This is a genomic window from Streptomyces sp. NPDC029152, assembly GCF_055564355.1.
The window spans coordinates 368614-381037 of record NZ_JBVHWR010000002.1; the positions used below are offsets into that span (position 1 = coordinate 368614).

The window sequence follows — 12424 nt, forward strand, 5'->3', positions numbered from 1 at the left end:
CCGCCGTCGTGCTGTGCGGGACGGGGTCCGGAAGCGGACCGGCGGCGCGTGCGGTGAAGAGCGACACGACGGGGCACTGTTGAAGGAGTGCCGACGGGAGCGACCGTGTCCCGGCAGCCGTCGGCCTCCTGGACTGCGGCCAGGGACTGCTTGCCCGCCCGCGGGCCGGATGGTCAGGACCGCGCATTCCTTCCCGGTCAGGGCTAGGGCGTGGGGCAGCCCTCGCTCCGTCGGGAAGTCACTCCCGACGGAGCCGGCAGCGGCTTCGGCATGCCGGGCGATCCAGGACACCAGGGGGTGAGGTGGTCGACCGGGTCGGCACCCAGCGGGGTCAGGGTGTGGCCGACGCGGGGCGGGACCTCTGGGTGCGAGGTCCGGGCGACGAGGCCGTCGGCCTGTGCGCGCCGGGCCCGTCCGCTTCCCCGCCGCTCCGTCCCGACCTCCTGGACCGGTACTCACCGGGGGGCACCCCCGTGTCCGCGCGGAAGGCCCGGCTGAAGTCGGAGGGCCGGGGGAAGCCCCAGCGGGCGCCGATGGACTGGACGGTTAGGTGGTCCCATGCCGGATCGGACAGATCGCGTCGGCAGCGGTCCAGGCGCAGCCGCCTGATGTACGCGGATACGGTCGTCTCGTGCTGCTCGAAGAGGCGGTGCAGATACCGCAGGGAGATCCCGTGGGCCTCCGCGATGCCGGCGGGTGTCAGCTCCGCGTGGGTGAGGTGACGGTGGATGTAGTCCTTGACACGGAGCAGGAGCACCCGTTGGCGGGGGCCGGAGGGCAGCTCTCCCTCGGAGTCCATGTGGTGGGCGAGGAAGGCTGCCACGAGATCGACGAGTGGGCTGCCGAGACGGGCCTCGTCGAGGACCGTCGTGCCGGGGTGGGGGCGCGACAGCTCCTTGAGGAAGGCGGTGAGCAGCCTCCCCATGGTCCCCTCGTGCTTCAGGGGCGTGGCGATCACGCGGCGCACCTTCTGCTCGGAAAGGGGAACCATCCCTCTGGGGAGTTGCACGAGCACCGACCCGGATTTTCCCCTTCCATTTGCGTGTGCGGTGGCGGTGAAGGGCGCGGAGCTGTCGTAGAGCACCATCTCTCCCGGCGCCAGGAGGGCATTGTTCCGTAACTGTTCGATTCCCTGCTTTCCCTTGATGATGAGCGCGAGCTGAAGCGTCTCGGGATCGGATCGGCGCACGAGAGCGGGTGTACGCCGAGCGACCAACGGCCCGTACGACATGACCGACAACTGCGCGGCTCCGTACTGCTTCGCGCGCAACCTGGCGTGGAAACGGTCGGGTGCGAGGGCCTCGATGTACTGGCTGCACAGGGCCTGGCAGCAGGCCGAGACCCAGGCTTCCAACTGCTGCGGCCCAGTCTCTCCGGCGCTTTCGAAAATGGTCTCCACGGTAGACCCCCCGGTTCTCCATGCGACGCCCTATCGGCTCTCTTCGTCGGAGGAGGGTGCCATGGAGATCGCTTCATCAACAGTGCACTCTCTGACAATCAATGGGCGCTGTGGCCTAATGACGCCCCTTTGGTCGTTCTGACAGCGTTCTCCTGTGCCGCCCGGACCGTAGAGCGCGGCGATTCACCGGAGAAAAGGGAGAAGACATGCGTAGAGGAAAGAGGGGCGTGGTCGTCACCGCACTGACTGCGGTCGTCGCATCCGCCGGTGCTCTGATGGCCACGGCCGCCCCGGCGTCCGCGGGGGCGAACTGCGCCTCGGGGTACCACTGCATCTTCGAGTTCGACGTGAACGGTGGCTCGAAGTACTCCTTCTTCGACACCGACACGGACTTCCGCAACAACTACTACCCGGACGGAAACTCCGTCCACAACAACTCCTGGGCGGCCAGCAACTCCAGCACGGGCGGTTACGAGAGCCACTACTACGACGGCGTCGGCACCGACTGGGGGGGCTTCCTGTTCTGCGTGAACCCCGGCAGCACCGTGTACGAGAGCGAGCTCCCGGACTCCCTCGAGGACAGGGCCAGTTCGCTGCGGCTGCGCGGGACGACGCAGATCCGCTGCTACTGATTCGCCCGTCCGCGTGACGCCGCGGGTGCGGCGGCCCCGCCGGTGCCGCCGCACCCGCAGCACTGTCGAAAGGAGCACGATCATGACCCGACAGTCCCGCGGCCGTGTGGTCACGCGCGGGCTCGCCGCGGCCGCCGTCGCCATCGCGACGATCGCGGGCTGCGGCCCGGCCGGCCGCGGCGACACCGCCGGCTCCCCGTCCCGCACACCGTCCGTGACAGAACTCAAGCAACAGCTGCCGCTGTACGCGTTCCTCTACACGCACACCACGACCGACGTCCGTGTCTCCGACGCGAAGCAACGGCTCATCGTGCGCTGCATGGCGGCCCGCGGGTTCCGTTACCAGCCACCGCCCGTGATGAGGGCGCAGGAGACGACCGACCTGTATCCGGCGCCTTTCGGGTTCGAACCGGGCGACCTGGCCGAACCGGCGCCGGCCGAGTCGGTGCCCGCGGAGCGGCGCGAGAGCCGGGCATATCTGCGCGCCCTCTTCGGGGACCCGGACAGGACGATCTCCGCGACGGGCGCGACGCTGAAGGTCACTCGCCCCGCGACCGGCTGCCAGGCCGACGCGGAGCGGCGCCTGCTGGGGGACGGCCGGGTCCGGTGGCTGGAGCTCAGGATCCGGCTCGGGGACGGGGAGAAGGAGGCGCGCCGGGTGCTCGACCAGAGCACGCAGTTCCACCGGGCAGGCGCCGACTGGCGCGCGTGCATGCAGGACGCCGGGCACCGGTACAAGGACCCCGCGGAAGTGCTGCGCGACCTGTCGTCCGCGACGGAGGTCCGCACGTCACCCGTCGTGCGCGCGGATCTCCGCTGCAAGGAGTCCACCGACTACCTCAGGATCGCGTACGGGACGCTCGCCGAGGCGCAGCGCGCGTGGCTCGCCGAGAATCCGAAGATCGCCGACGACTGGCGGAAACTGGAGGAGCGTCAAGCGCGCGTCGCCCGCGAGGTCCTGGCCTGACATCCCGTACGAGCGCGAGGAGTCGAGCGCTGCGAGCACCCTCGGGGTGAACGGGCCGGGGGAGGGGCCGGCAGGTCCGGCACCGGCCCCTTGCGTCACGGATCGAGCCGCTCCGCGATCCGCTTGCGCGGCTCCACGGGCGGCGTCTCGCCGGCGGACGCGTCCGGCACGGCCGGCACCGCCTCCTCCCCGCCGGTTGACGCGCGCACCCATGTCCGGCTCGCGGTCCCGGTGGCCGACGAGGGCGACATCGACAGCCGCGCCGGCGCAGTGCGGTGCGATCTCCGGCGGGGAGACGAACCGGCCGGCGGCCTCCTGGAGTTCGGCGGCCGGCCGTCGTGGGCGCGGGCGAGCTTCTCGGAGTACGCCGTGAAGGACTGCTTCTGCGGGGCGGGCGGCCCGAAGTCCCCCACGAACAGCAGGCCGACGCCGACGGGCAGCAGCGACCGGGCGAGCAGCAGCCGGGTGAGGAACCCTCGCCGGACACGTGCCCACGGTCCGGCGGCGTCGCGTCCGCGGTCATCGACGCGGTCCGGCGAGGGGTTCCCGCTCGTGCGGATGCCGCGCCGGGTACGCCTCGGTGGTCTTGCGGATGTGGGTACGGATGAGCGGCACGTCATCACCTCGGGACGGCGGAAGGGGGGCGGGAAGGTCCGCGGTCGTCGGAGCGGCTGCTCCGGCAGGGCGCACCGGGGTGGCGCCGGGGCCGCTCATGCGGGGGTCTCGCGCTTCTGGGCGTCCGGCTCGGACGTGACCTGGTAGGACAGCAGTTGCCGGAACAAGCCGGGCTGTTGGGAGAGCTGGGCGTAGGTGCCGTTCTGGACGATGCGGCCTTCGTCGAGGACCACGATGCGGTCGGCGATGGCGACGTTGGTGATGCGGTGGGTCACCAGCAGCACCGCCCGGTCCTGGGCGAGGTCCCGCAACCGCTGGAAGATGCGGTACTCGGCGCGGGGGTCGAGGTTCGCGGTGGGCTCGTCGAGGACCAGTAGACCGGCCTGGCGGAAGAACGCCCTGGCCAGGGCGATGCGTTGCCACTGGCCGCCGCTGAGTTCCTCCCCGTTGAGCCACTCGCGGGCCAGGAGGGTGTCCAGGCCGGCGCCGAGCTTGGCGACGACCTCGTCGGCGTCGGCCGCCTCGCACGCTTCACGGACGGCCGCGTCGCCGCGCGCGGTGGGCTGCCCCTGGGTCACATTCTCGCGCACGGTCAGCGGCCAGTGCGCGTAGTCCTGCGGCACGAGGGCGACCTGCTGCCACAGGGCTTGCGGGTCACAGTCGCCGGTGGGGACGCCGTCCCAGAGCACCTTTCCGCCGGTGGGCAGGTAGAGGCCGCTGATCAGTTTCGACAGCGTCGACTTGCCCGAGCCGTTGAAGCCCACCAGCGCGGTGACCTCACCGCGGCGCAAGGTGAGGGAGACGTCGCACAGGGCGTCGCGGTCCTTGCCGGCGTACCGGTGGGTGACCGACTCGACCTCGATCGTCTCCGGCGGCTCGGGACGGTGAGAGCCTCGGCGCATCCGGAAGCCGCCGGCCTTGTCGAGGAAACCGCTCCAGTCGTCCATGTACAGCCCGGTCCGCACGGCGCGTGCGCCGACGGCCACCAGGCCCCGGACCGACATGCCGACGGTCTGCAGGGCGAAGACGGCCGTGCCGGCACGTCCGACGGTGATCCGGCCGGTCGCGAGCAGCCACACGACCGCCGCCCACACCACCGCCGATCCCAGACCGCCGCACACCGCGCCGACCAGGGACATGCGGGCGCCGGTGTCGGCCGCGGCCCGGTCCTCGCGGTTGATCCGGGCGACCGTCTGCCGGTACCGGCCGGACAGGAAGTCGGCCATGGTGCCGGCGCGGATCTGGTCGGCGGCGTCCTTGGTGTAGATGTGCCAGCGCAGCACCGACAGCATCCGGTTGTCCCCGTTGCTGCGCAGGTTCGCCAGGTACCGGACGCGCGCGGCGCTGACCTGGGCCAAGGCCTGCGGCAGGCTGGCGGCGACGAGGAGCGGGAGCAGGACCCAGTGCACGCCGGTCAGGACGATCGCCCCGGCGAGGAACGCGGCGCCCGAGGCGATGAGATCCTGGCCCTCGTTGATCAGGTCGCCGGTGACCTGGGCGCCGCGGTCGGCGGCCTCCCGGTCGCGGTTGAAGTCGGGGTCGTCGTAGGCGCACAGCTCCACCTCGGCGCAGCCGGTCAGCAGCATCTGCTCGGCCTCGCGGGACATCAGCGGGCCCAGCCGGGAGGACAGCCAGTTGACGGTGATGCCGAGGAGCGCGCGCACGCCGGCGGCACCGGCGAGCAGGGCGACGGACGGCCATGCCTGGAGGAGCCGGTGGTAGACGTCTCCGTCCCGCAGGAGGGCGGTCAGGGTGCCGGCGATGGCGACCAGGCCCAGGGCCTGCATCACGCCGGCGACGGCCTGACACAGCAGGAGGCCGACGGTCGCCCGGCGGTCGACGCGCCAGGCGAGAGCCAGCGAGCGGCGCACCAGCTGCGGCAGACGTCGGGCCATGTCGCGCATCCGGATCGAGCGGCCGGCCGCCTCGCGGCTGCCGGTCAGGTCGACGTACCGCATCTGCGGTTCGGGAGCAGGCGCGGCTACTGCGCCGGCCGGGGAGGGGGCGGACGCGGACGGCGCGGTGGCGGGCGCCGCGGGGGTGGTGCGCGGTCCCGGAACATTGCCGGCTGCTGCACCGGTGGGCTCGCTCATGCGGCCCACCCCGTGTCCGGACGTGCCGCGGTGGGCGTGGCGTCGACGCTGGGCGTGGTCACGCCGGGCCGCCGTTCGATTCCGGGAGGCTGCTGCGAGGGGCCGGGGATGGGGTGCATGGCGTTCCTCCGTCTGGGCGTCGGTGTGGCACTGATGCTCTAGAAACGCGCTGGATCTGGTCCCGTCACGGCCCGATGGGGGGCCGTGTGGTGAACGTGAGTTCTGATTCCGGGGGTGAGGCGTGCGGGCTCTGGGCTGTCGATACTGAAACTCGTTCGATCAGGGCGGATCACTCCCTCGGGGGTTGCGGGCAGCGCCGGCCGGGCCGCAAGGGGCATTGCCGGCGGCCTTGGGGTGGTCGATCGGGTCGAGAAGGGGCGGGGTGGGTCAGGTGCCGAGGAGGGGGAAGAGGAGGGTGGAGGCGACGGAGGGAAAGCGGCGGCCGTCGACCTGGAGGACGAGGGAGCGGGAGCCCGGCCGGGGAGAACTTCCAGCGCGCGGTCCAGCAGGAGCGGGCGCGCCTCGGCGGACCGCGGTGTCCGGCCCGGCCTGGCCGTGGCGCGGCGTAGGAAGGACACCTTCGCGCGTGGTCGGCCGTCCGGCCCCGTTGCGGTTGTCCCCCCGCGGAGGAGGCGCCGGAGTTCCTGGACTCCGGCAACCCGATGGTGTGGGCCCGGTCCAAGCCGTACCGGCGACGGCTTCCCGACGCCCGCCACGCGGTGGGGGATGCGTCCTCGAAAGGGGCGCCCTGTGGAAGGGCGGAACCCCCACGAGCGGCGCCCCAGCGGTCTCTACGGCGAGCAGGTCCTCGTCACCGCCGACGGCACCGCCGTGTGCTCCCCAGGGCACCGTCTCGCGGAAGTGGCCGGCACGGCGGCACGTCGGGACTCTCCTCAACGAGGGAAACGAGGCCGACACGAGCGTGGACGGCATCCGGCACTGGTGCACCGACCACGCGAACGAGAAGACGGTCGACGCGCACACCTTCGTCAAGAGCATCGGCAACGGCCCCGTCACGGGGAAGGCCGCCACCACGTGTGCCGAGGAACGCCCGAGGGCGAACGCACATATCGATCCGGATTCCGGCGAGCTCAAGTGGGCAGTGCCCTCCTGCCGGCAGCACGGTCCTCCCGAAGGCACGCAGGGGCGGCGCGCACGACATGCGCGCCGCCCCTCGGCTTTCCGCCGCGCACCCCATGGCGGGCGTGCACCGCCCCGGAGGCCGGCCACCACGTCCTACGGAGCGGATCCTCCGAGCGGACGTACGCGGTCGCGCACGGATCACTGCACGGGCACCGCCAGGCTCTCACGGACGGGGTGTTTGCTCATGACCGAGACCCGGTTGAACGCGTTCATGGTGATCGCGACCCAGATCACCGCGGAGATCTCGTCGTCGGAGAGCGTGGCGCGGGCTTCCGCGTAGGCCGCGCTCTGGGCGCCGGCGTCCGCGGGACGGGTGGTGGCCTCGGCGAGGGCGAGAGCAGCGCGCTCCCGGGAGGTGAACAGCTCGGTGTCGCGCCAGGCCGCCAGGACGCCCAGCCGCTGGGTGGTCTCGCCCGCTCGCAGGGCGGCGCGGGTGTGTAGGTTGAGGCAGTAGGCACAGGCGTTGAGCTGGGACACGCGCAGGTTGACCAGTTCCACGAGTGCCCGGTCGAGCCCGGCCGCGGCCGCCGCGTCCTTCGCGGCCTGCGCTGTCGCGGTGAGCGCACGGTAGGTGTCGGGGTGCTGCTTGTCGATGAAGACCCGGTCGCCGGGTCCCACGGTCGCCGTCTCGGTCATGTCGTCTCCTTCGTCGAACGATCATTCGCCGCCCGCCCCATCATCGATGCATAATTGTTGAAACTCAAACATTCTTTGGTGAGAGGGCCGGAACCGTGAGCAACCCCGAAACACAGCCCGCCGAGTTGAGGTGCGGGGGACCGTCCGGCGACACCGCCTCCCGCGACATCGAGGTGCTCCCCGCCCGGCAGGTCCCGCTCGGCGGCCCGCGGGCGATGCCGGTACGGCGTACGCTTCCCCAGCGCGGCCGCACGCTGATCGGAGCCTGGTGCTTCGCCGACCACTACGGCCCCGACGACGTGTCCGCGACGGGCGGCATGGACGTCGCACCGCACCCGCACACAGGTCTGCAGACGGTCAGCTGGCTCTTCAGCGGGGAGATCGAACACCGCGACAGCCTCGGCAGTCACGCCTTCGTCAGGCCCGGTGAACTCAACCTCATGACCGGCGGGTCCGGGATCAGCCACACGGAGGTGTCCACCCCGCGCACGACGATCCTGCACGGCGTCCAGCTGTGGGTGGCGCTGCCCGACGAGCACCGCGACGCCGCCCGGGACTTCCAGCACCACGTACCCGGCCCGGTGCGGCTCGACGGCGGCACCGCCCGTGTCTTCCTCGGCACGCTCGCCGGCGACACCTCCCCGGTGCGCACCTTCACGCCCCTGCTCGGCGCGGAACTGTCCGTGGAGCCGGGCGCCACACTGGCCCTCGACGTCGACCCGGGCTTCGAGCACGGCCTCCTGGTGGACGCCGGTGACGTCCTCCTGAACGGCACGGCCCTGAAGCCGGCCGAACTCGGCTACGCCGCCCCCGGATGCGCCGAGCTCACCGTCGTCAACGAGGGACCCGGCACCGCACGTCTGGTACTGCTGGGCGGGCCTCCCTTCGGCGAGGAGATCGTCATGTGGTGGAACTTCATCGGCCGCACCCACGACGACATCGTCCGGGCCCGCGAGGACTGGGAGAACGCCTCCGACCGCTTCGGCCGGGTCGAGGGGTATCCGGGCGAGCGCCTTCCCGCCCCCGCACTCCCCAACGCCACCCTCACCCCCCGCAGGAACCCCGCCCCGGTCATGAAGGACGCGCGGTGACGGAGCAGGTGTCCTCCACCGTCCGCCACGTGCCGGACAGGTTCCGCCACGAGACGGAGGCCGACGGCGGGACCGTCGGCCTCACGGCCTGCCGGGACCGCGGTGAGCAGCGGGTCTTCTGCCGCACCGAGACCTACCGGGCGCTCTCCGGCCGGGAACCGGCGTCCCGACTCGTCGGCGAGGTCCTCGGCGACGTGCGGAGGACGGGCAGGCGAGTCGTCCCCGTCCGCTCTTGCGCCAAGGTGTTCCTCGAGAAGCACGGTCCGTCGTCCGCCGGCGGCTGAACCCCACCGTCGTCTGCCCACCGCGACCATGCGATGAGCTGGCCCCGGTGGCGGCGTCGGCAGCAGGTGCGAGCCCGGCGCTGTCACTGCGTGCGACGCGGATACTCATGGGTGGGACGGTCGGTCCAGGACCGCCCCACGCGTGCCGGGTCCCGCTGCACTCCCCACCGCCAGGCCGTTGACCAGCAGAGGTGCAGAAGTCCGGCTGGAGTGCTGAGAGACCCTCCACGGACATGTGCGTGTCGGTGGTGCGACGGGCGCACGTCGGCGGGTGGGGGAGTCAGGCCGCCGCTGCGCGGAAGACGCTGGGGCTCAGGCCCCGGTGGCGTTTGAACGCGGCGCTGAAGCCGAAGGCGTCGGCGTAGCCGACGGACTTGGCGATCTGGGCGATGGCGAGGTCGGTGTCGGACAGCAGCGCCTCGGCCTCGTCCATGCGGCACTCGGTCACGTAGGCCAGCGGAGGGCGGCCCATCACCTCGGTGAAGCGCTTGGCGAACAGCGCCCGGGAGACACCGGACTCGGCGGCGAGCGCGGCCACCGTCCAGTTCCGGGAGGGCCGGGCGTGGAAGGCGTGGAGCGCGGGGGCGAGCACCGGGTCGGCCAGGCCGCGGTACCAGTGCGGGGCGTCCGAACTCGCCTGCTCGAACCAGGCGCGCAGCGTGCACACCAGGGCCCAGTCCAGGAGCCGGTCCATCAGCGCTTGCGAGCCGGCCGAGCGCAGGGCGGCGTCGGCGGCGGCCTGCTCCAGCCAGTCGCAGACCTCGGCGTCCTCGCTGACCACCAGCACCGGCGGCAGGCCGCGCAGCAGCCGCTCGTGGCGACGGCCCGAGGCGCGGTAGGCGCCCACGATCAGTGCGGTCGCTCCGTCCGGATCGTTGCCCCAGCGGATGCCGCCGAGGTCCTGGGCGGTGCACTCGGCGGATTCCGTGAAGCAGGCGATCTCGTACTCGGCGTGGGGGCGGTCGAAGGAGGCCGGCCCGTCCGCGAGGTGAAACGTGTCCGGGCCGCGTACGACGGCCGTGTCACCGGCGCGGACCGCTCGTTCGGTTCCGTCGGGCAGGCGCAGGGTGCCGCCGCCGCGCAGCACGCTGACCATGGTGAGCGGGGCACCGTCGGGGAAACGGATGGTCCAGGGCGCTTCCAGCACGGCGTGGCTGACCACCGAGCCCTCGGCCCGGATGCCGCTGAGCAGAGAACTCAAGGGATCCACGGGGGTCATCGTAGACGAACTCCTATGCCATGGAGCGTTTCTCCCATGGATCATCCAGTCGATCACCCGTGTACTGGACGGGCAGCACCGACGGAGACCAGTCAGGAGAAACGATGCCGCACCTCGACAGCGCAGCCGGGACCGCCCTCGTGGTCATGGCTCACCACCGCGCCGATTCCCTCACGGCGCACACGGCCCGCCGTACCGTCGCGCAACTGGAGGGCGCCGGATATGACGTCGACCTGCTCGACCTGCACGCCGAAGGGTTCGACCCGCGGATGAACGCAGCGGACCAGCCCGACTGGGGTGATCGGGACAAGCCGTACTCGGACGAGGTCCGGGCCCACATGCGGCGCATCCTCGACGCCGACGTCGTCGTCGCCGTGTTCCCCGTGTACTGGCAGAGCGTGCCTGCCCTCCTCAAGGGCTGGATCGACCGGGTGTGGAACTACGGATTCGCCTACGGCCGCAGCAAGCCCCGCCTGGCCGGCAAGCGCGTGCTGTGGCTGGGCCTGGCCGGTGCCACCTCCGACGATCCCGTCACGGAGGGGATGCGGGCCGTGCTGGAGACCAACCTGAGCGAAGGCATCGCCTACTACTGCGGGTTCTCCCACTCCTCCGTCGCTCTCCTCCCCGACGCCGAGGAGCGCCCGCAGCGACTCGACGCGGAGGGGAACCTGCTGGTCGGCGACGCGGTCGCGGGAGCCGAACGCGAGGCGCGGTACGCCGAGTTCGACCGTCGCGCGAGGAAGGCCGTGGAAGAGTTCCTCGCGACGGAGCCGGTGGCGGTCTGAGGACCACGGCAGCGACGGGCCGCCGCTGAGTCCTCCTCAACCCGAGGGGAGAGCCCGGCAGTTGGCCTGACGATGTAGTGAAGCCCCTGGTGGATGGGTTTTCGGCCGGGGGAACCGTCTCCACCAGAGGCTTCACGTGCTTGTCCACCCGCCCGGCATCGACGTGCCCGGCTCTGCCCTTCGTTTCCTCGCTCAAGGGCTGCGGCGGCACCGCCATGTGATCGGCGCCCGTCGGCGGCTGAGCGCCGGACGCCAGGCCTTGCTCGCGCTCGCCCACCTGCCGTCCGGCACGGGCGGGAGCGAGCGGCAGGACCAGCCGCGTGGGTGTCACGCACGGCGGACTTGATGATCTTCCCGGAGGCCGTGCGGGGCAGGTTCTCCGTCACCACGAGGGGCTGGGGACCTTGTTCTGCGCGCCGCGCGGTGATCCGTGCCGGCAGCTCAGGATCCATGCCCAGGATCGTAGAAGGCACTCCCCGGCGTAAGAGGACGGGAGCAGGTGGGCCGACCAGGTCCTTCTGCCTGCTCCAGCACGTCGACCCCCTTGGGCCGACCTCCCCGCACTCCTGCTCGCTCATCGGCGTCAACGTGGTAACCGCACATGACCCGCAGGTGGGACCTCGGTTCAGGTCGCCCGTCGACGGGTCGCCGACCGCACAAGTACAGCTCGAAGTACGCGCTACGTCGGATAAACGCGATTTTCCGGACAAGAGGAAGAACACTCCGTGGGCGCGCTTGAATGATGAATCGTTCCGTCGCGGGAGCGTCTCTGTGCAGCAACGCAGACGACAAGGAGCCCGTGGAATGGCCGACTGGAAGCAGATCAATGGTGCGCTCGTTCGGATCTCGGCCGGGTCGAGGACCAACGTGTGGGGCGTCAACGCGGCCGGGAACATCTACCGTTACACCAACAACGACGCCAGTCCCTGGGTGCAGATCCCGGGGGCGCTCACCGACATCGGTGCGGCCGCGGACGGCACTGTCTGGGGCGTGAACTCGGCCGGCAACATCTACCGCTACACCGGCGACCAGGAAAGCGGCCACTGGAAGCAGATCAATGGTGCGCTCGTTCGGATCTCGGCCGGGTCGAGGACCAACGTGTGGGGCGTCAACGCGGCCGGGAACATCTACCGTTACACCAACAACGACGCCAGTCCCTGGGTGCAGATCCCGGGGGCGCTCACCGACATCGGTGCGGCCGCGGACGGCACTGTCTGGGGCGTGAACTCGGCCGGCAACATCTACCGCTACACCGGCGACCAGGAAAGCGGCCACTGGAAGCAGATCAGCGGCGCGCTCAAAGCGATCTCGGCAGGCTCCCGCACCTCGGTCTGGGGAGCGAACGCCGGCGGGAACATCTACCGTCACACCAACAACGACGCCAGTCCCTGGGTGCAGATCCCAGGAGGGCTCACCGACATCGGAGCAGGAGTGGACGGCACCGTCTGGGGCGTGAACTCGGCCGGGAACATCTACCGCTACACCGGCGACCTGCCGGGCTGACCCCCAGCCACTCGGCGTCCCGCCCCCGGAAGTCGAGCCCCCCCGGCACCTGCGTGA

At 71.3% G+C, this 12424-nt stretch carries 10 protein-coding genes and 1 pseudogene; 7 read left to right on the forward strand and 4 right to left on the reverse strand.

All coding sequences use genetic code 11. The annotated features are described in order from the left end of the window. Positions 1-331: 331 nt before the first annotated feature. Positions 332-1399: a helix-turn-helix domain-containing protein gene (locus ACZ4V6_RS05545; RefSeq protein ID WP_467822736.1), complete on the reverse strand. Its 1068-nt coding sequence runs from the start codon at positions 1397-1399 to the stop codon at positions 332-334. A gap of 206 nt (positions 1400-1605) precedes the next feature. On the opposite strand from ACZ4V6_RS05545, the gene ACZ4V6_RS05550 reads away from it, so the two are divergent. Both ACZ4V6_RS05550 and ACZ4V6_RS05555 read left to right on the forward strand, forming a co-directional pair. Beyond that, on the forward strand, positions 1606-2031 hold the full coding sequence (locus ACZ4V6_RS05550; protein WP_467822738.1) for a hypothetical protein: 426 nt from the start codon (positions 1606-1608) through the stop codon (positions 2029-2031). An 82-nt stretch (positions 2032-2113) separates the two neighbouring features. Next, positions 2114-2998 carry a hypothetical protein gene (locus ACZ4V6_RS05555; RefSeq protein ID WP_467822739.1) on the forward strand — a complete coding sequence of 295 codons (885 nt, stop codon included), beginning with the start codon at positions 2114-2116 and terminating at the stop codon, positions 2996-2998. A 710-nt stretch (positions 2999-3708) separates the two neighbouring features. On the opposite strand, the gene ACZ4V6_RS05560 is transcribed toward ACZ4V6_RS05555, so the two are convergent. Both ACZ4V6_RS05560 and ACZ4V6_RS05565 read right to left on the reverse strand, forming a co-directional pair. Next, complete coding sequence (locus ACZ4V6_RS05560; RefSeq protein WP_467823136.1) at positions 3709-5571, reverse strand: ABC transporter ATP-binding protein; 1863 nt, start codon at positions 5569-5571, stop codon at positions 3709-3711. A 1416-nt stretch (positions 5572-6987) separates the two neighbouring features. Next, positions 6988-7485, reverse strand: a complete 498-nt coding sequence (locus ACZ4V6_RS05565) for a carboxymuconolactone decarboxylase family protein (RefSeq protein WP_467822741.1) — start codon at positions 7483-7485, stop codon at positions 6988-6990. A 95-nt stretch (positions 7486-7580) separates the two neighbouring features. On the opposite strand from ACZ4V6_RS05565, the gene ACZ4V6_RS05570 reads away from it, so the two are divergent. Next, positions 7581-8576 (forward strand): pirin family protein, encoded by a 996-nt coding sequence (locus tag ACZ4V6_RS05570; RefSeq protein WP_467822743.1) that lies wholly within the window; start codon positions 7581-7583, stop codon positions 8574-8576. Continuing rightward, the gene (locus ACZ4V6_RS05575) at positions 8573-8860 is read left to right on the forward strand and encodes a GNAT family N-acetyltransferase (RefSeq protein ID WP_467822744.1); all 288 of its coding nucleotides are present in this window, start codon (positions 8573-8575) and stop codon (positions 8858-8860) included. The genes ACZ4V6_RS05570 and ACZ4V6_RS05575 overlap by 4 nt, the downstream gene beginning before the upstream one ends. 280 nt (positions 8861-9140) lie before the next feature. Here ACZ4V6_RS05575 and ACZ4V6_RS05580 read toward each other — a convergent pair whose 3' ends face one another. After that, positions 9141-10070 carry an AraC family transcriptional regulator gene (locus ACZ4V6_RS05580; RefSeq protein ID WP_467823138.1) on the reverse strand — a complete coding sequence of 310 codons (930 nt, stop codon included), beginning with the start codon at positions 10068-10070 and terminating at the stop codon, positions 9141-9143. 113 nt (positions 10071-10183) lie between these two features. On the opposite strand from ACZ4V6_RS05580, the gene ACZ4V6_RS05585 reads away from it, so the two are divergent. The 3 genes and pseudogenes from ACZ4V6_RS05585 (at position 10184) to ACZ4V6_RS05595 (ending at position 12367) form a co-directional block, all read left to right on the forward strand. Beyond that, positions 10184-10864, forward strand: coding sequence for an NAD(P)H oxidoreductase (locus ACZ4V6_RS05585; RefSeq protein ID WP_467822746.1), 681 nt, complete (start codon positions 10184-10186; stop codon positions 10862-10864). A 136-nt stretch (positions 10865-11000) separates the two neighbouring features. After that, positions 11001-11153: pseudogene (locus ACZ4V6_RS05590) on the forward strand (IS5/IS1182 family transposase); the annotation flags it as partial. A gap of 515 nt (positions 11154-11668) precedes the next feature. Next, positions 11669-12367, forward strand: coding sequence for a tectonin domain-containing protein (locus tag ACZ4V6_RS05595; RefSeq protein WP_467822748.1), 699 nt, complete (start codon positions 11669-11671; stop codon positions 12365-12367). Positions 12368-12424: the final 57 nt, after the last annotated feature.